This window comes from uncultured Friedmanniella sp., assembly GCF_964244005.1.
In the GTDB taxonomy this organism is placed as follows: Bacteria; Actinomycetota; Actinomycetes; order Propionibacteriales; family Propionibacteriaceae; genus Microlunatus.
Genome location: NZ_CAXTHG010000023.1, coordinates 19,221 through 38,378 on the forward strand (window position 1 = coordinate 19,221; position 19,158 = coordinate 38,378).

15 protein-coding genes are annotated in these 19,158 nt (G+C 69.7%); 1 reads left to right on the forward strand and 14 read right to left on the reverse strand.

Features of this window, described 5'->3' with window-relative positions:
- Positions 1–70 precede the first annotated feature (70 nt).
- Complete coding sequence (locus ACFE76_RS14605; RefSeq protein ID WP_375432494.1) at positions 71–1,237, forward strand: acyltransferase family protein; 1,167 nt, start codon at positions 71–73, stop codon at positions 1,235–1,237.
- On the opposite strand, the gene ACFE76_RS14610 is transcribed toward ACFE76_RS14605, so the two are convergent.
- The 14 genes from ACFE76_RS14610 to ACFE76_RS14675 all read right to left on the reverse strand — a co-directional run bounded on the left by ACFE76_RS14610 (position 1,195) and on the right by ACFE76_RS14675 (position 18,978).
- Entirely contained in the window at positions 1,195–1,698 is a 504-nt protein-coding gene (locus tag ACFE76_RS14610; RefSeq protein ID WP_375432495.1) for an acyltransferase, read from the reverse strand. The genes ACFE76_RS14605 and ACFE76_RS14610 overlap by 43 nt on opposite strands.
- 32 nt (positions 1,699–1,730) lie before the next feature.
- Positions 1,731–2,846, reverse strand: a complete 1,116-nt coding sequence (locus ACFE76_RS14615; RefSeq protein ID WP_375432496.1) for a glycosyltransferase — start codon at positions 2,844–2,846, stop codon at positions 1,731–1,733.
- Positions 2,843–3,934: a glycosyltransferase family 4 protein gene (locus ACFE76_RS14620; protein WP_375432497.1), complete on the reverse strand. Its 1,092-nt coding sequence runs from the start codon at positions 3,932–3,934 to the stop codon at positions 2,843–2,845. Before ACFE76_RS14620 ends, ACFE76_RS14615 begins: the two co-directional genes overlap by 4 nt.
- Positions 3,935–3,983: 49 nt before the next feature.
- On the reverse strand, positions 3,984–5,309 hold the full coding sequence (locus tag ACFE76_RS14625) for an FAD-dependent oxidoreductase (protein ID WP_375432498.1): 1,326 nt from the start codon (positions 5,307–5,309) through the stop codon (positions 3,984–3,986).
- 59 nt (positions 5,310–5,368) lie between these two features.
- Positions 5,369–6,586 (reverse strand): hypothetical protein, encoded by a 1,218-nt coding sequence (locus tag ACFE76_RS14630; RefSeq protein WP_375432499.1) that lies wholly within the window; start codon positions 6,584–6,586, stop codon positions 5,369–5,371.
- Positions 6,583–7,389, reverse strand: a complete 807-nt coding sequence (locus ACFE76_RS14635) for an HAD family hydrolase (protein WP_375432500.1) — start codon at positions 7,387–7,389, stop codon at positions 6,583–6,585. The genes ACFE76_RS14630 and ACFE76_RS14635 overlap by 4 nt, the downstream gene beginning before the upstream one ends.
- Positions 7,386–8,753, reverse strand: a complete 1,368-nt coding sequence (locus tag ACFE76_RS14640) for an oligosaccharide flippase family protein (RefSeq protein WP_375432501.1) — start codon at positions 8,751–8,753, stop codon at positions 7,386–7,388. Before ACFE76_RS14640 ends, ACFE76_RS14635 begins: the two co-directional genes overlap by 4 nt.
- Positions 8,750–11,407: a GMC oxidoreductase gene (locus ACFE76_RS14645; protein ID WP_375432502.1), complete on the reverse strand. Its 2,658-nt coding sequence runs from the start codon at positions 11,405–11,407 to the stop codon at positions 8,750–8,752. The genes ACFE76_RS14640 and ACFE76_RS14645 overlap by 4 nt, the downstream gene beginning before the upstream one ends.
- An 87-nt stretch (positions 11,408–11,494) precedes the next feature.
- A complete protein-coding gene (locus ACFE76_RS14650; protein WP_375432503.1) occupies positions 11,495–12,499 on the reverse strand; it encodes a glycosyltransferase family 2 protein in 1,005 nt (334 codons plus the stop codon).
- Between the two features lie 47 nt (positions 12,500–12,546).
- A complete protein-coding gene (locus tag ACFE76_RS14655) occupies positions 12,547–13,461 on the reverse strand; it encodes a glycosyltransferase family 2 protein (RefSeq protein ID WP_375432504.1) in 915 nt (304 codons plus the stop codon).
- Positions 13,458–14,894, reverse strand: coding sequence for a polysaccharide biosynthesis tyrosine autokinase (locus ACFE76_RS14660; RefSeq protein WP_375432505.1), 1,437 nt, complete (start codon positions 14,892–14,894; stop codon positions 13,458–13,460). Before ACFE76_RS14660 ends, ACFE76_RS14655 begins: the two co-directional genes overlap by 4 nt.
- Positions 14,895–15,437: 543 nt before the next feature.
- Positions 15,438–16,469, reverse strand: coding sequence for a glycosyltransferase family 4 protein (locus ACFE76_RS14665; protein ID WP_375432506.1), 1,032 nt, complete (start codon positions 16,467–16,469; stop codon positions 15,438–15,440).
- Positions 16,466–17,563 carry a glycosyltransferase gene (locus ACFE76_RS14670; protein WP_375432507.1) on the reverse strand — a complete coding sequence of 366 codons (1,098 nt, stop codon included), beginning with the start codon at positions 17,561–17,563 and terminating at the stop codon, positions 16,466–16,468. The genes ACFE76_RS14665 and ACFE76_RS14670 overlap by 4 nt, the downstream gene beginning before the upstream one ends.
- A 26-nt stretch (positions 17,564–17,589) precedes the next feature.
- Complete coding sequence (locus tag ACFE76_RS14675) at positions 17,590–18,978, reverse strand: sugar transferase (RefSeq protein ID WP_375432508.1); 1,389 nt, start codon at positions 18,976–18,978, stop codon at positions 17,590–17,592.
- Positions 18,979–19,158 lie beyond the last annotated feature (180 nt).

Sequence of the window (19,158 nt, forward strand, 5' to 3'; positions counted from 1 at the left end):
GCGTCGGCTTCTCAGTGAACCGACACCGGTCGTAACACGAGCGACCCAGGAGTTCCCTATCGTCGCCATCGTGACTGCGCCCCCTGTCCCGCTACTCTCCGGGCGACTCCCCGCACTCGACGGCCTGCGCGGACTCGCCGCGCTGGTCGTGGTGGTGTTCCACGCCATGCTCGTGCTGCCGTCAATCGCCAATGTCGTCTCGGGCGAGAGCCGGGTCGGCGGTTGGCTGGCCACCGTGACCTACACGCCCCTGCGGCTCGTCTGGTCCGGTGAGGAAGCTGTCCTGGTCTTCTTCGTCTTGTCCGGAGTCGTCCTCACGCTGCCGTTCCGCACTCGACCCTTCTCGGCCGTGACCTACTATCCCCGCCGGCTGGTGCGGATCTACCTGCCCGTGTGGACGTCGGTGGCGCTGGCGCTGCTCTGGAGCTCGCTGGTGCCGCGCGTGGCGGTCCCGGGGTCGTCGTGGTGGGTGAACGGTCACGACTTCCGGCTCACGCCGCAGGGTCTCGGGGGTGATCTGACTTTGCTGCTCGGCACCACCTGGCTGAACAGTGTGCTCTGGTCGCTGCGGTGGGAAATGTGGTTCTCGCTGCTGCTGCCCCTCTACCTCTTGCTCCTGGTGCGCTTCCGCCGGTGGCCCCTGCTGAAGCTGGTGCTGCTGCTCGGTGCGACCGAGGCCGGGGCGTTGCTGCACCTCGACCCGCTCCGTTACCTCCCGGTCTTCGGGGTCGGGGTACTGCTGGCGACCGAGCTGGACAGGCTGGGGGCGCTGCTGGACCGGGTCGGAAGACTCAGCGGCTCGGTGTTGCTTGTCCTCGCTGTCCTCGTGCTGACCGAGTCGCGCTGGCTGACGGGTCAGACCGTCTCTCCGGTCACCGTTCTCGCTGCTGCCGCGCTGGTCGTCCTCTTCGCCCGCTGGGCTCCGGCGGTGCGGCTCGGGGCATGGCGCCCGGTGCACTGGCTGGGGACGGTCTCGTTCAGCCTCTACCTCGTGCACGAGCCCATCGTCACCAGCGTCGCTCTGCTCCTGCACACCCACAACCCGGCCATCGTGCTTCTGATGGCGCTACCTGCTTCGCTCCTCGTGGCTGCTGGGTTCTACCAGGTCGCGGAGCGGCCGTCTCACCATCTGTCCCGTTGGGCTGGAGCGTTGGCGGCACGCGTCGTCCCGCTGGGACGGGTCGAGCCGACAGATCAGTCGAGGGTCCTCACCCGACGAGCCGGCACGCCCACGTAGACCCCGTCGGGCTCGGTGTCCTTGGTGACGATCGCCCCGGCCCCAATGACACAGCCGGACGCGATCCGTACGCCGCTGAGCACGACCACGTTCGCACCCAGCCAGCAACCGTCCTCCACCACGATCGGCCGCGAGTAGTCCTGACCGGCACGCTTGTCCGGCGGCCCCAGGTCGTGACCACCGGTGGCAAAGGTCACCCCGGTGCTCACGTAGACGTTCCGACCCAGGGTGATGTCCCCCCGGTCGAACAGACAGCCGTGGTTGACGTAGCTGCCGTCGCCGACCTCCAGCGAGGTACAACGAACGACCGTCCCGGAGAGGAAGGCCACCCGACCCACCCGATAGCCGGCTGCCCGCAACGACGCCAGGCGCACGGAATGCGGCACGGCGTAGGCCATGCCCACCGAGTTCACCAGTACCAGCTTGGCGGCGCGGACCAGCCGTGCCCCGTTCCACGTCATGACACTCCCTGTCGTCAACTGCTCTGTTGTCGTCAGCTACCCGGGGCGACGGAGGTGAGGATGGAGAAGTGCGACTCCACCGCCGCCGTCGGCAGGTAGGCCGCCGCTGCGGCCCTCCGGTGCTCGTCACCGGCCGAGGTGCGAGGCCGGCGGACAGCGCGCAGCAGGCCCTCCGCCAGGGCCTCGGGGCTCTCCGAAGCGACCAGCTCTCCGATCTCGGGATCGGTGATGACGTCGGCCGGTCCGAACTCGCAGTCGGTGGCCAGCAGCGGCAGCCCGCACTGCAGGGCCTCCACCAGAGCGACCCCGAAGCCTTCCCACCGCGAGGCCAGGACGAAGCAGTCTGCCGCCTGCAGATGATGGACGGGGTCGGTGCTGTAGCCCGCGAAGGTGACGAGGTCGTCCAGCCCCAGCTCAGTGCACAGCGCACGCAACGTGTGCTCCTCGGGGCCACTGCCCACCAGGGTGAGAGCGACCGGCGGCAGGTCGGGACGGGCCAACGCCAACGCTCGCAGCAGGATGTCCTGACCCTTCTGGTAGGAGAGCCGAGCGACGCTGACGAAACGGAAGCGTGCGTCAGTGGCGGGCAGCGGCTCGGGTGAACCCAGGTCGCGCACCGGGTTCTTGGCGAAGATGGTCCGGGTCCGTCTCGCCACCGTGCCGGCGGCGTAGTCCCGCAGGGAGGGCGACACGGCCAGCACCGCCGGCACGTCCCGGCTGACCAGCGTGCGGAAGGCCGCGAACGCTGCTCGGGTCCGACGGGTTCCGTCGGCCTCCTCGAGCCGGGGATTGCCGTGCAGGTGGGGCAGCAGCACCGGCAGCCGGAGGCCTCGGGTGACGGTCCACGCGATCACCGACGCCTCGATCTGCGGGGTGACGAGCACGTCGAAGTCATGCTCGGCCACGCACCGGCGCAGCGATACCCCCAGCCGGCGCAGCCGGTCCACGCCAAGCACGTGCATCGTGTACGGCGTGTTCCGCAGCAGCTCCTCGTCGTAGGACGAGGAGAAGATGACGTGGACGTCGAGCAGCCGGGGGTGCTGCTCGGCCAGGCCGCTGGCGATCTCGTGCACCACTCGTTCGATTCCCGCGAAGTGCGCTGACGGCGGCACGAAATAGGCGACCTTGAGCCGGCGAGGTTCGCTCACGGGGCCGCCGCGCTCACCGTGTCGCGCACGTCGGCGGGCAGACCGGTCAGGTGGGAGAACAGGCTCAGGTAGTCCCTCGACATCCGCTCGACGGTGAAGTAGTCGGCGCCCTCGAGCGCCCGGGCCCGCCACTCCTCGAGGACCACCGGATCACCCATCAGCACCCGCAACGCGCCGGCCATCGCCTGCGGGTCGTGGACGGGGACCAGCTGACCCGCCTTGCCGTGCTCCAGCGTCTCCGGGATGCCGCCGACGGCGGTGGCCACGATGGCACAGCCAGCCGCCCTGGCCTCCATCACTGTGAGCGGGCACGGGTCGGCCAAGGTGGCGGTGGCGAAGATGTCGGCCTGCTCGAGCAGCGGTCGCGGTGCCGCGGTGGAGCCGAGGAAGTGCACGGCCTGCTGCAGCCCCAGCTCGGCCACCTGCAGCTCAAGTCGTTTCCGCTCCGCACCCCAGCCGATGACGTTGAGGTGCCACTCGGGGAAGTCGGGAGCGAGATGGGAGAAGGCGGTGATCACGTCACTGACCGCCTTACGTGGATGCAGCCCGGAGAGGGTCACCACGCACGGGCGGAGCAGCGGCGGGTCGTCGGCCTCAGCACCCTCCCGCGGCGACTGGTCGGCACCGTTGAAGATCGTGACGACCTGACGTTCGGGGTATCCCCTGGACAGCAGCAGCTGGCGTTCGGCCTCGCTCACCGCCACCACCACCTTGCCCAGCCGCATCAGCACCGAGTGCTTGTCGAAGGAGTTGTGCATGGTGGTCACCAACGGCACTCGCAGCACCTTGGCGATCGGATAGGCCAGCACGGCCGACGACATCATGTGGGCGTTGATCACGTCCGGGCGAAAGCGGCGGCAGAGCCTGGCGAGGGCCCACGCGCTGCCGGGTGCGTCCTTGACCCGCTGGGGCTCGGGCAGGTCGACGACCTCGACCCCGTGCCGACGCAGCACGTCGGCGTAGGAGGACCGTGCCGCGGCGAACACGACGTCGTGGCCCGCGTCAGACTGCGCGCAGGCGAGGTCGACGGCGACGTGGACGTGGCCGTTCCCCCGCACTCCGTGCTTGAGCAGGTGGATGATCCTCACGAGACCCCCTGGTCTAGGTCCTGCTGGCTGTGGCTGTGGGTCGGGGTGATCATACGGACTGCAAGGCGGCCTCGGCCTCGAGCGCGGAGACACGGGCCGTCGGCTGGTAGCGGAAAGCGCCCTGGCGTCCGAAGGACTCGATCCCGAGCGCCTTGAGGGCTGCGACGCCGGCAGCTGCCCGCTCGGCACTCCCGCCGGTGTAGATCGGGTAGGCCTGCTCGAGCACGTGGCTACCCTCCAGCCGCAGATCGCCCTCCAGCAGTCCGTTGGCCGCGGTGTGCCGGCGGAACTCCTCGGCTGCCTCGGCGACGGAGGTGCCCGCTTGGTCAGCGACCACCTCGACGGCGAAGTAGGTGCGCCCCCCTGCCGTGCCGTAGAAGTCGGAGTAGACGGTCAGCCGCTTCCACCGGGCCTCGTGCGAGAAGTTGTAGAGGATGGACTCCTCGAACCCGCGCCGGCCGGAAAAGCTGTAGAAGAGGCTGACCAGGGTGACGGCCGGCAGCGGCTCGAACGGCACGTCACACAGGGCGGCCATCTGCGCCAGGGGGATGGTCGACACGAGGCGGCGGGTCTGGACCGTGCCTGCGGCGGTCTCGACCACGAAGCCGTCCGGCGTCCGCTGGACCCGATGCACCCCTCGGCCCAGCGCGAAGCTGGCGCCACGGCTCTCCAGCGTGGCCACCGCTGGCGCGTAGAGCGTCGCGAAGCCCTGCCGCGGGCGCGCCAGCTGGCGGTTGGTCGGCGCTGTCGGGGGGGTCCGCCGCAGCTGCTGCTTCACCTGCCGCACCAGGGCCGGCACCGTCGTCTGGTCGCGGATCCACAGCATCCGGCTCTGGGCGAAGGTGAGGTCGATCCGGTCAATCGGGCAGCCGCAGAACCGGGCCATGTAGTTCTCCAGGCCCGACCGGTACAGGAACCGTGCCCCGATCCAGTGCCGGGCGAAGTCGCGGGCGCTGACCAGCGGCCGCCGGTCCAGGCGAGCGAAGACGGCCGAGGCCATGATGCGTGCCAGCTCGACCGGACCAGCGGCGAGCACGTCGTCGCGCAGCGAGAAGGGGTAGGACGTCACCACACCTTGGGGATTGAGCCGCGACCAGCTGGGTCGGATCGGCTCGTACTCTGGCAGCAGCTCCGGGAAGTGCTGGAGCAACGGCGAGTCGTCCTGGAAGATGAAGCTGCCGACGTCGAAGGTGTAGTCCCCGATGGCCATGTCGAGATGGTTTCCGCCGACCCGCGGGTACTCGTCGACCAGGAGAACCGAGCGTTCACCCTGGTCGAGCAGCACCGAGGCACTCACCAGACCACTGATCCCGGCCCCGAGCACGACGGCGTCCACGATCTCCGGCGTCCCGCTCACCTCCGTCGTGCTCTCCATACCCCCGCCTTTCTGGTGAAGTGCTCCTGGTTGTGTGGCACCTGGTTGTGTGGCACCCGTCAGCTCCCGCGGATCAGCGCACGCTTGACCCGTCGCGCGCCGTAAGCCGCCTGGACCAGCGCCAGCAGCGGGACGCGGAACGCCGTGCCGGAGCGGGCGATCTCACCTTCCCGCCACATGGCCGCCCCGCGGAGAGCAGCGACGGGCCCCTGCCACGGGCGGGTGGAGAAGGTGGTGTCCCGGCCGAAGTCGTGCGTACGGTCACTGACCGCGAGCGCCAGAGCATCGCCGGCCCGGGGGAACACCACGGCACGATGAAGGCGGTCCCAGGCGGTCTCGGCATCCAGCACCACCTTCTCCGCAGGTGCCGGCGGAAGCGCGTCGAGATAGCTGAGGACTCCGGCGAAGGCACTGCCGGCCTCGGGGGGGACCTTTTCCTGCCAGCCGGGGACCTCGAGGTTGCTCCGGACCACGCCGTCAGTCTCCTCGAACCAGCGGACGCTTTCCAGGGCCGGCTCGAACAGCCACTCCACGAGGTGCCAGTAACGCAGCAGCACGCTGCGCGGCCGCAGCGGTGAGTAACCGTCCGCCTCCAGCGTCAGGCCGAACGTGCGCGGGGGCCGCTCGTTGCGCGTGGGCGGGAAGTAGTTGGCCATCAGCGCCGAGCTGACCGACACCTGGGGCAGACCCTCAGCCAGCACGAGAGCGGTGGTGCCGTGCAGGCCGGTGTCGACCAGGACCGCCTGGCGGCGCCCGTCGAGCGACTCCTGCAGGTGACGACCGAAGAGCGCGGACTGGCTCCGCAACGCCTCGCTCACCGGTTCACCGTCGGCGTGCCGCAGCAGCCGCGCCAGACCGTCGGACGTCAGCGGGCGCTGCCACTGCAGGTCGTCGCCCAGCGGGACCGCTCCGGACATGGCCCGAGCCACCTCGGCCACCGATGCCTGTCCGAACTCGTGGCCGAGCGTACGGGCCGCGGCGGGCAGCAGGTGGTCCAGTCCCTCCTCCGCCGTCCGCGACAGGGCCGGGCGCATCGCCACCACCCGGGAGACCATCAGCGGAGCGACGTGCACCGCGGATGGCAGAGCCGAGGCGGCGAGGAACCGCTCGTAGGCCAGCTGCATCCGCAGCCCGCCGCGGGCGCAGAAGAGGAAGGCTGCCTCCCCAGGACGCTCGAAGGCGGCACCCAGCGACCACAGCCGGAGGCAGAACTCCGCCACGATCGGGCCCAGGACCTCGCGTCCGACTTCCTGCGGGTCGGACGTCCGCGTGCTCATCGGTCCCTCCAGACGACGAGCGGGAGCGCCTGCAGCTGACCCAGCCGACGGCCGCGGTGGAAGCCGGCACTACGAGGGAGGTGCACCGGCGTCCAACCGGCCGCGGCGGCCTGCCGCACGTCGGCCGTACTGCTGTCGCCCACGTGCACCACCCGCGCCGCCGCCACCTGCTCCATCTCGGTCACCCTGGCAAAGATGCTGCCCGCGTGCTTGGTGGCGCCGAGATCGGCGCTCGAGTACACCGCGCGGAACGGGTGGTCCCCCACGACGGCGTCGAGGAGCTGCCGCAGGTCGGCCTCGCTGTAGTAGGTGTCCGAGACGGCCACCAGCGGCACGCCTGAGCGCCGAACACGGTCAAAGACCTCCAGCAGCGGCCGGTTCGCCCGCAGGTGCTCACCGTCGACCTCGACCTCGGAGCGCCGCAGCACGTCGGCCGCCTCGAAGCCCAGGCCCAGTGCCGTGGCCATGATCTGGGTGATCGTGGCCAGCGTCGCCTCACCGTCGGGGCGTTCCACGGCCACAGCCCGGTACACGCTCGCCTGCGTCGTCCAGCGCAGGGGGACCAGCGCGTCCGGGTCCACCCCGATCAGCGGGGCCGCGCGGCGGGCGGCTTCGGCGAACCTCGCCGTCTCGGTGCTCCGGTCGCGCAGCAGCACGGTGTCGAACAGGTCGCTGGACAGGAGGTCGCAGCGTACGGGATCCGCGAGCTCCTCGAGAGCGGTCAGCGGTGTCGGGTCATCACCGGGACGACCGGGGAGGGGCAGCCGCGCCGCCAAGCCCTGGGCCCGACCGGGCGCGCTCACGACCGGCCTCCGAGCGGCAGCCGGGCGAGGATCCGCTGGCCCTCGGTCCAGGCCCGGACCACGTCCGATCGCCGCACCAAGAAGAAGTCCCGCCCGGGCACGCCCACGACTTGGCGGGCGGCGACCACCATGAAGGTGGCCAGGACCACGTTGCTGATGATGCTCGTCCACGCCGCCCCGTAGACGCCGAAGTGCGGCACCAGCAGCACGAAGGACCCGACGTTGGCCGCCAGGGTGACGCCGAGGCCGGCACTCCGCAGTCCGGGCCGACCCCAGGCGCTGAGGGCCGTGCCGGCCAGCAGGCCGGGGATGCAGATCAGGGCCGAGACGAGCAGCATCAGAGTGGGAACGGTGGCAGCCTCGAACTCGTACCCGAAGAGCGGACCGATCCAGAACGGGAGACTCGCCCCGAGGACGAGGCACCCCCCGAAGGCCACCAGCAGCGTCAGCCGGGCGGTCCCGGTGAGCTGGCTCGCGTCCCGCGTCTTGCTGTTGACCCCGAACAGCGCACCCTGGATGGCGAGGGCGACGATCAGGGGCAGGTCCGAGACGGTGCTGGCCACCGTGTAGAGGCCCAGGTCTTCGACGCTCGACAGTGGCGTCATCAGCAGTTGACTGGCGCGAGCGAGCACCATGCTCGCGACGCTGCCGAGCCACACCTTGCTGCCGAAGGCGACGATCGTCGCGAGAGTGCCCCGGTCGTTCTCGTCGTCGGGCAGGTCTGCTGGGTCGCCCGCGGCCTCGGCGGGCTCCGTCGCCTCCTGCGGACGTCGGAGCAGCGGCCAGTAGACGATGCCGGCGACGATCGGGGTCACGGTGTTCACCAGGACCCCGGCCAGCACGCCCAGCTCGCCGCCCACAAACAGCAGGCCAAAGCCCAGCACCCGGATCGCGGTGATGATCACCCGCTCGACGGCAATCGCGCCCCACATCTGGCGTCCGGTGGCGGCACCACGAAACACGTTGACGACGAGGGCGGGCACGGTGAGCGCCGTGGCCAGCAGGATGAGCCGGCCGAGATCAGGATCCCCAGCGGACAGGAAGGACAACGCCAGGAACGTGGCCAGCAGGCAGACCAGGCCAAGGGCCACCGTGACGAGCGAGGCCCAGGCGAGCGCGGGGCGGGTAGCGCCGGGCCGCTTGGCCAGGAAGTACGTGAGTGCGTCGGGAAGTCCGAGCGTGGCCGCCGCCAGCATCAGACCTGCGGGGGCGATCGCGGCCGCGAGCTCTCCCCGACCGTCGGTGCTCAGCGCGCGCGCCAGCAGTGGGGCGGTGAGCAGGCCTCCGGCCGGCACCAAGAAGCTGGACGCGGTCATCAGCACGACGGCGCGACGCAGGGTCGGCGCCTGCGCGGTGGTCGTCATCCTGTGGTGCGCTGACCGGCCGACGCCAGTACCGGCTCCGGTGAGGTGCCGTCCACCACGAGTCGCTCCTGGCGCAGCAGCTCGAGAGCGCGCGCCTCGGCGTAGCGCATCCCGTAACGCGGTCGAAAGCCGGCCCGGGCGAGCTTGTCGGCCGGGAAGCGCATCCGCCACAGCGGGTTGCGCAGAGTCGGCTGCCGGAACCGCACGACGTCGTGCAGCCAGTCCGCAGCCCCCGGCACCGTCGGCACCTTGAACCGCTCGTCCCCCGTGGCCTCCAGGGCGCGCCGCATGAAAGCGGCGTGGGTCGGCGAGGCCAGGTCGTCCTCGGAGACGTTGTAGGTCTCCACCGAACCGGGAGCACCGGCCCCGCTGAGGGACTGCTCCATCGACCAGATCAGCGCCTCGGAGACGTCCCGGACGTAGACGTGGTGAGCGTGCCGGTGCGCGGCCAGGACACGCTTGCTGCGGCTCCAGTCGCGGATGCCCAGCAACGCCTGCTCCCCGACCACGACCGTCGGCCGCAGCACCGTGTACCGAACCCGGTCAGCCGCGTCGGCGATGGCCCGCTCGCCGGCCAGCTTCGTCCGGCCGTACGTCCGGACGTAGTCCATCGCCAGGTACTCCCCCGCAACGTCCTCCTCGACCGTCAGCGTCGCTGCGTCCTCTGTCATGGTCCGCGTCTTGCCGCTGCCGTAGACCGAGACGGTGCTGGTGTAGACGAACGCCTCGATCCCGGCCCGTTCGGCGGCCTCGGCCAACAGCCGCGTCGCGGTCACGTTCACCGACGGCATCCGGTCCTGCTTGCCGATCTCCGCCGCGAGGTGAAGCACGGCGGAGCACCCCTGGAGCAGCGCGTCGTAGTCCGCCGCCGCAGCCGTCATGAAGTCGACCGACCGCCACTCCAGGCCGGGGGCCGACTCGGGTAGGGGCAACCGCGACGTGGTGCCGCGGACCTGGTAGCCACGCTCGAGCAGGTCGGCGACGACCACCGAACCGATCCGACCGGTCCCCCCGGTGACCAGAACGGTCCGCGACGGCGACGTCCTGCGCTGACGGGCCGCGGCCTTCAGGTGGTCCGCCAGACGAATGGCCATCGCCACGATCATCTGGGTCGGGTTGCAGTGCCCGGCCGTCGGGAACACCGAGCTGCCCGTCACGTACAACCCTCGTACGCCGTGCACCTGGCTGTTCGGGTCGACCACGCCGTGGGTGGGGTCGGCGGACATCCGGGTGGTCCCGGTGGGGTGGGCGACGTCGACGAACGAGGCGGGCAGGTCACCGCCCTCGACCACCCAGGGGGCCGGCGTCGGGGCCGGGAAGCCCATCGCCTGCAGCTGCTGGCCGACGATCTCCGCCGTCCGCCGCATCGTCTGCACCTCGTCGGGATGGATGCGCCAGTCGACCTGGGGCAGTCTGATCCCGTACGCGTCCCGGCCGGCGCCCAAGGTGATGCGGCTGTCTGGGTCGGGGCGCTGCTCCACCATGGCCAGCAACGTGACCGCCTGGAAACGACGAGGGATGCCGTTCCGCTCGACGAAGTATTCGCGCACTCCGCGCGCGAACAGCGGGGCTCCCTTGACCAGAGCCACTGCGTCGGCCGGCAGGTTGGGCGTCCGCCGGATGATGCGGCGCAGCGCGTCCCACGGGTCGTCGGGTCCGACCTCCTCCCCCAGCCACGCGGCGCAGTTGAGAAGCCGCTCGTCTCGCTGAACCTCAGGGCTCAGCCGAAATCCGGCCCGGAACAGGCGCCCTCGGACGTTGTAACGGCCCAGCCGCTTGAGCAGCTCCCGGGAGGCGTCGACGTCGAAGAAGCCCACCGGCCCGCGAGGGTGGTCCATCAGGTAGCGGCCGACCTGGTCGTGACCGTTCCCGAGCCCGGCCGGGGACTGGCTGTCCGAGCTGAGCAGGATGCGGGCGTTCTCGATGCCGCCCGTGGCCAGCACGACCGTGCTGGTGCTCAGCGTGCGCCGTTGCCCATCGGGTGCGGCGTACTCGACGGCGGACACCGCATCGCCGGAATCTGAGGGGAGGACGCGGACGACGGTCGCCCCGGTGACCAGAGTGACGTCTGGCCCCAGCCGAGTCGCGAGGCCGCGGCCGAAACGCACGTACTCGAAGGGGTAGGACTCCTCCTCGTCGCGGCTGAACTGCCAGAAGAAGGGGCGAAGGAGCGCGGGATCCGGGTTGTCCGCCGGCCGGGGGCGACCAGCGATCGTCCAGAACCGGTCGTCACTGAAGCCGGTGCCGACGGCGAGGCCGAGGTGGCTGGTCGTCCGATCCAGGTACGGTTCCATCTCCTCCGGTCCGAACGGCCAACCCGAGTTCGGAACCCACGAGCGCTGCTCGTAGTCGATCTCGTCGAAGGGCGCACAACGCCCGCCCCAGGTGTGCGAGCTGCCCCCGACGATCCGGTTGCGCACCGACCACTGGTCGGGAACCCGCGGCCGCCCCACGTTCTCAATGTCGTTCAAGCGGTCGGCGGGCTCGCTCCGCTCGTCGTCACCACTCTCCAGCACGGTCACCCGCAGCTGGGTCGCGGACAGCTCGCGCGCCAGCGTGACTCCAGCCGGGCCCGTGCCGACGATGCACACGTCGCACTCGACCAGAGGCACAGGGTTGTCTCCGCGGATGCTGCGCAGGTCGATCACCGGCATCGGCCGTCCTCCGTTCGTATGGTCGTGTGAGTCAGGTCGTGCCCGGTGGCCGCCTGCGGGCTGCCGGGGCGGGGGCTTCCGCCGAGGTCAGCCGAAGCGACGGCGGATCAACCGCCGAGCCACCCGCTGGGGGGCGAACATCGTCGCCAGGCACCAACCCGCAATGAGCAGACGGTCCAGCGACGGTTCCGGCCCCGGCGCCGCCACGCTGCGGAGGGTGTCCTTCAACTGCCGTGAGCGGCTGTCGTGCGGCACCGGTGGCTCGCCACCGTTCAGTCTGAGCTCAGCCACGCGCATCTGGAGCAGGTGCCGGCCGCGCCGCAGGGGGACGACCACGTCCGCCTCAGCGGCTGATTGGCCGGAGATCTCCAAGGCGAACTGGTGCCGCTGGTAGGCGCGCTCGATCTGGCGGGTGAAACGCACCGGATCGTTGAGCTTGCTCCGGTTGTCCTGGTGGATCCGGTAACGGACCAGGGGCTTGACGATGGTGACGACGTCACCCAGGTACGGTGCCGCGGCCAGGCACGCTGAGTCCGTCGCGTCTCCGCACCGGCCGTCCAGCGGGAACAGCCGCTCCAGAAACTCCCGTGAGTAGACGTTGCCTGACCCGGGCGGCGTCGGATAGGCGGAAGTGGCCGCCATCCAGGCCTGAATCTGCTCCGGGGAAGGCGTCCCGGGGTACTTCGGAAAGACCCCACCGACCTCGACGTCGTGCTTGTCCACCCGCTGCATCTGGACCTGGACCTTGCTGATGCCCGGGCGCCAGACCGCCGCCACCTCTCGGGCGATGGACCGCTCGACCTGGTCGTCGGAGTCGAGGAAGATCACGACGTCCCCGCGGGAGGCAGCGAAACCACGGTTGCAGGCCACGCGCGGACCCGAGTTCTCCTGGCTAATGACCGTGATCCGGTCCCCGAAGGCGGCCAGCACCTCCAGCGAGTTGTCGGTTGAGCCGTCGTCGACGACGATGACCTCGACGTCAGGCCAGTCGACGTCGAGAGCGCTCCTGACCGCGTCGGCGACAAAGTGACCGTAGTTGTAGTTCGGCATCACGATGCTGAGCGTCGTCATGGCCTCGTGGGAAGCGGCCATGGGCGGGCTGCCCGCAGGGTCGTGGCCCGATCGGCTGGAGAGCGTCGTCACAGCTCGGTGATCCGTTCTGGAGTGATTCGTCCGTTGAGGGCGTCCCAAGCCGCCATCAGGTTGCCCCGCAGCCGTTCCCGGCGCCACTGTCGGGAGGGTCCGGCCACGGACAACGCCACATTCTTGGCGACAGGACGAAAGATCTGCTCGGCGGCGAGCCAGAGGGGAAAGCTGCCCTTGCGCTGCAGGTACACCGGGTTCATCACCTGTGAGTAGCCCAACCGGGTGTGGGCCTGCCGTCCGCCCGAGGCGGCGGCCCGGTGCACGATCACGCAGTCCTCGGCTTCGACCAGCCGTCCGACCACCATCAACCGCCGGGCGAAGTCGTGGTCCTCGAGCCAGGAGTAGAGCGGCAGCCGAGCGTCGAAGCGCAGGTGGGGAGCGCGATCGACGCGGACCACGAAGTTGCAGCCGTAGAGCTCACGAGTGTTCCGCCAGCGTCCGGACGCCGGCTCGGCGGCCGACGCTGCCAGGGCCCGATCCGCGACGTCCCGCGGGACCTCGCCGCTGACGGCCCCGTCGATCAGCACCCGACCGGTCAGGCCGACGACGTCGGGGTGCGACCGGAGGAAGCGCAGCGCCTCCACCAGGTAGTCGGGGCGAAGGACGGCGTCGTCGTCGAAGAAGGCGACCACGTCCACGTCGTCCAGAACCTCGAGTGCGGCGTTCCGCTGAGCAGCCAGGCCCCGGGTACCGGTGACGACCCGAACGCCGTCGAGCAGCCGCGGCTCGACTGGAAGGCTGTTCTCGTCGGGAACGGACACCACGAGCTCGAACTCGGCCCCGTGCTGCGCAGAGCAGGAACGGAGGGCTTCAGCGAGCAGCTCGGGCCGTCCAGCCGAGGCCAGCACGACCGCCGTTCGGAACGTCGTCCGTAGGTCGTCAGCCTCCGGTGCGCGGCTGGTGGTCACGATCTCGCCTCTCCCCCGAATTTCGGCCGGTCCGCCCAGTCCCACTCCACGCGCCGGCCTTGGGACACGCCACCGGTCGGCGGACGACGCGTCCAGATGCCCCGCACCTTGTTGATGTCTCCCACGTGCACGCGTGATCCGACGAGCACCAAGCCAAGCGGTTCGACCCGGACGTTCCCCAGCGCCACCAGCGCACTCGTCAGCTCGACGGCCCGAGTGTGGGCGGCCGACACCGTGACCAGAGTCTGACCGGCGGCGCGCGCCACCACCGCGGCGTCGGTGTAGGTAAGGATCGGCGGTGCGTGCAGCACCACGTAGTCGTAGTCTCGCTCGGCCAGCCGCAGCACAGCTTCCATCCTGGGGGTGCTGAGCAGGTCCGACGGGCTCGGCTGCGTGGTCCCTGCGAGAGCCACGTGCAGACCGGGCTGAGCGGTCTCGTGGATGACGTCGTGCATCTCCGACGTCCCAGCCAACACGTCAGCCATGCCGGCCTGGCTCGTGAGGTGCAGGATCTCCCCGACCGAGGACTGCCGCAGGTCGAGGTCGACGAGCAGGACGCTGCGCCCTGACTGCGCCATCGACCACGCCAGGTTGACCGGCACCTGGACGCTGTGGCGATCATCAGCCACTCCGGTGAAGAGCAGGCTACGTCGGCCGGCCGATTCCAGGTAGCTCAGGTTGGTGCGTAACGAGCGGTAGCTCTCGACCGCGGCACTCGCCGGATCATCCCTGACGACGATGGCATCTCGCTGCGAACGTCTCAGCCGGGGCAGCACGGCCAGGAGGGGCAGCTTGGTCAGGTGGCGCAGGTCCTCGGGTCGACGCAGGCGCGTGTCCAGGGCCTGGCTCGTGATGGTGAGGCCCAGCCCGAGTGCCAGTCCGGCGATCAGACCGATTGCCAGTACTCGAGACGTGTCCGGGCTGAGCGCCGTCGAAGGCTCCGGCGCGGACCGCACCACTTGGAGGTCGACCAAGGAACGCGTGCCGCTCCCGGACTGCGGGGTGAGCGCCGGGATCACCTTGACGGCGCTGGCGGCTGTGGCGTTCGCGACGTTCGCGGCCTCGGCCGCGCTGCTTGCACTGGCCGTGACGTCGATCAACGACGTCGACTCCCGCCGGCCGGTCGTGACCATCTCTTCCAGCTGTTCGACGGTCCGGCTGGGCCGCAGCTGCTCGGCGACCGGTGCGAGGACGGTGGCCGAGTGCGCGATCTCGGCGTAGGTGGCCGCGGCGTTGACCGCGAACTGGTTCGCCTGCTGCAGGTCGGTGATCGTGTCGGGCTGGTTCGCCGAGACGAATATCACGGCCGTAGCCTCGTAGCGCTTTGGTGCCACCGTGAGATAGATGGCGGCGAGTCCGACCGCCAAGGCTGTGACCAGCAGGACGGTGGGCCACCCGCGCCTGAGCATGCGTAGGTAATCGCGTAGCTCCACCGGTACCCCCTCATAGGTCGGTTCTCCGGGCGGCTCAGTGTAACCAGACCGGCCAGGACCGTGCGTGTCTTCGCCGGGCCCGGCCAAAGCCCTCCGCCCGAGCCGCCAGCCTCAGACCGAGACAAAACCTGCGGCATTGAGTGCGCGACTCAGGAGAATGGTGAATTCGCCAGGCTGGCGATCAGTGCTGACGAGAATCAGGCGGAGACCGGATTCTCGACGGGGGATTCCGTCTGCGGCGCGCTCAACCGGCGCTTAGCCAGGCCTACCGCCACCATTCCAACAATCATTCCGGCCGTACCTGTCGTAATCCAGGCAGCCAACATCAAAGCACTGTGCACCATTGTGAGTTCCCCGTACGCTGTCGAAACTTGAGCTTGACAACGTCGTCCAGCCTCTTCTACCAGCTCCACCCCGAGCCGGGTCCTACCCTTCGCTTTCAGTCCTGATCCTATCGGGACTAAAGTCCCAAAGCGAACCCTGGCGTGTGCAATGCGTCACGATCAACGCATATTCCCGTACCAGCACCCCCATTGGTCTCGCTCATCGCGCCGCTACCGTGCTGCACAGCTCTCGCACCACCCCGGCGCTCTCGTCCCAGCTGAAGCGTCCCAGGTCGACGACCTGGGCTCGGGGCGTCGCGACGGCCTCGGTGAGCCCTGCGGTGATCGACGCGACATCGGTCGGGTCGACGTAGTGAGCCGCGTCCCCGCAGACCCAACGAAAGACGGGGATGTCGGAGATGACCAGACAGGGCGCGCCAGCGGCGGCGGCTTCGACCAGGGGAAGGCCGAATCCTTCGGCCAGGCTGGGAAAGACCACGGCGAGCGAGCCCCGGTAGAGCTCGCGCAGCTCTTCGTCGGTCACGTAACCCGCATCTACCACCTCAGCCGGCCAGCTGATGTCCTGGTCACGGAAGACGGCGCTCCCTCCGCCCACGACCACCAGGGGATGGGCTCGGCGCTCCTGCTCGCTCAGTCGCGCGTAGGCCTGAGCCAGGGCAGGGAGGTTCTTGCGCGGGTCCATGCTGCCGACCGTCAGAAAGTAGCCGCCTGGCTCCAGGCCGCGAACGGCGAGCGCGTCGGTGACGACTGGCCCGCCGCCGGCCGTGAACACGTCGCTCGGGGCGTTCGGGGCGACGTGCACGTCAGCGCTGTAGCCGGCGAGCTGGTCGGCGACCGGCTGGCTCACCGCCACGAGTGCGGCTGCGGTACGCAACTGGAGCCGGAGCAGTGGGGCATGCGTCCAGTAGTAGCGCCGGGAGAACCACTCCGGGTTGGTCAGCACGAACAGGTCGTGCACCACCAACACATGTCGACGCTGCCACAGGGGTGCGCGCGCGGTCATCGAGAGCAACACCGACGACCCGGCCCGCGCCGGTAGCACCGCCATCACCCAGAGCCATACCCGGAGCGCCGAGCCCGCCCACCGGCCGCCCGGCTGGACGCCGTCAAAGCCTTCGTGGGCGAGCAGCCGGTTGCCGATCTCGGTCGCGTAGCGCTGCTGGCCGGTCACCCGTTGCATCACGAAGCTCTGGTTGACCAGCACGGACCGCCGACCTCGCGGCCCGGTCACGCCGCTCCGACCCAGTCGGTGATGCGCTCCTCGAAGCGTCGGCGCGAGAAGTCCTGCGCCCGGCTCACCCGCTCGACCCTGGTGGTGTCCATCGCTGCTTCGGCGCCCGCAGCCATCTCCGCCGGCGAGACGAAGGGGATCAACGCCCCCGTCCGGCCGGGCACCACGCTCTCCGCGGTACCGCCGACCGACTGGGCCAAGACGGGAGCTCCGGCCGCCATCGCCTCGACCGGCATGATGCCGAAGTCCTCGATGGCGGGAAAGACGTAGAGCGCCGTCTGCTGGTAGAGCGCCCACAGCATAGGACCTGACGGAGCGAGCACGAAGTGCACCGGGACAGACGCGTCCCGGGCCGCCGCCTGGAGACTTTCCAGCTCGGGACCTTTGCCGGCCAGCACCACCGGCCGACCGGCCGCCTCAGCGGTCTTGATCACCAGGTCCAGCCGCTTGTACGGGATGAAGCGCGACGCCCCGAGCACGAAGCCCTCGGGCAGGCTGTCCAGCACCTCCTGCTCAGCATCGGTGAGCCGGGTCCGCCAGTCGTCGACGGCCTGGATCGCCTCGACCTCCACGGGCGGAAAGATCACCTGCGACTCGACCCTCCAGGCCTCGCGGATACGAGCCTGGACGAACGCGCTGTTCGCTGCGTAGGAGGCCGGCTCCTGAGCCCGCCGACGGTCGAGGGGCTTCAGCGCGGCCGCGACCGCCCGCGCTGGCAGGCTGGTCCCGCGGCCGTCCAGCTCCGGGTTCCAGATGTAGCGGGCCGGCGTGTGCACGTAGACGTAGCGCCGGAAACCAGCCGGCTGCCCGACGAAGTGAGCGTGGTGCGCAAAGAGGTGGGAGCTGATCAGCGCCCAGTCGTAGCCCTCGTTGGCCAGCCGCCGCCAGGTCGCCGGCATGAACGGCAGGGCGAGCGCCTTGCTGCGCCGCAGCGGGGTGCGCGAGAGCCAGGTCTGCTTCAGCCGACCCTCGTCGAACCGTCCGGTGGAGTCGTTCCACAGGCACACCAGGTCGGCGTCCGGATAGATGTCGTGCAGGGCTTGGAAGACGTTCTCCGACCCGCCCGACTGCGCGACCCACTCGTGAACGAGCACGCCTTGGCCGCCTCCCGTCGGGGCGCTCACACGGCTCCGTCGCTCGCCACCACCGCACGCACCGTCCGCGCCAAGATGGCGAGGTCTGCGGTGAGCGACCAGTTCTCGACGTAGAAGAGATCGAGCCGGACGCTCTCCTCCCAGCCGAGGTTGGAGCGGCCGCTGACCTGCCACAGGCCGGTCATCCCAGGGCTCACGTTGAGCCGGCGGGCCGCGGCGTGGTCGTAGAGCGCGACTTCCTTGGCGACCTGGGGACGCGGACCGACCAGGCTCATGTCGCCCTTGAGGACGTTGATCAGCTGCGGGACCTCATCGATCGAGTAGCGCCGGATGATGCGACCGATCGGGGTGATCCGAGGGTCGTTCTCGATCTTGAACAGCGGCTTGTCCTCGCTTCCTTGCTCCTTGAGCAGACCAGCGAGCTGCGAGTCGGCGCCCGCCACCATCGAGCGGAACTTCAGCATCCGGAAGGGCTCACCGTTCTTCCCGATCCGTTCGTGGGAGAAGAACAGGTCGCCCGGCGAGGTGAGCTTGATGATCACGGCGACGATGATCAGCGGGATCGACCCGAGCAGGAGCAGGCCGCCGGAGGCGCAGACGTCGAACGCTCTCTTGACGAAGCGGTCGGCGCCTTCGTAGCGCGGCGTCTCCACGTGTACCAGCGGCAGCCCCGCGACCGGGCGAGCGTGGATGCGCGGGCCGGCGATGTCGGTCAGGCTCGGCGCCATCACCAGGTGCTGACGCCCGGGCTCCAGGCTCCAGCTCAGCTCACGAAGCTTCGCCGGCTCCAGGTTGTGACCGTCGGTCACGATCACGGTGTCGGCGTCAGAGGCCGTCACGGCATCGAGCAGGTGCTCGACGGTGCCGAGGATGGGGATGTCGCCCAGGAGCACCGACCCGTGCGCGCCACTGGTGACCAGCGCGCCCACGACGTGGTATCCGGCCGCTGGGTGGCGGCGGAGGTCTGCGGCCACGTGCGAGGTCGTGCTGGAGGACCCGACGAGTAGCACCCGGGCGGAGAACTGACCGCGGCGACGATGCAGTCGCAGCCACCTCCGCCAGATCGCCCGTGACAGGAGCAAGCCGACCAGCGCGGCGGGCATGGCCAGCAAGATGAGTCCGCGGGAGATGTCAATGCGGAAGGCGAACGAGACGAGCGCGATCAGCACGAGCACCAGGAGAGCGGACTGCAGGACAGCCTTGTACTCGCCCATCCCGGTACCCAGCTTGCGATAGTCGCGAGACCCCACCGCGGCGAGCGCGAATGTCCAAACAATAATGAGCGCCGCGCTCGCCTCGAAGTAGTTGAGCTTGAGCGAGGCCATCCACGACGGCGTCACCAAAGGCTCGAACAGGCGGACGCTCACCAGCGCCGCGCCGAGAATGGCCCAGACCAGAACCAGGACATCCGTCACGACGAGTCGCGACGCATATTCCCGACGCCAGTTAGCACGTCTCGCATTTTCCCCGGTACGGGACTGCGCCGTTTCGGCACGGGTCGTTGTCGTCACCGGATGAACCCAAAGCATGTGGAGTCCTGCATTCTGTTTCCCCCAAACAGGCGGCAATACTGCCAACGCACACGACGCTATCAG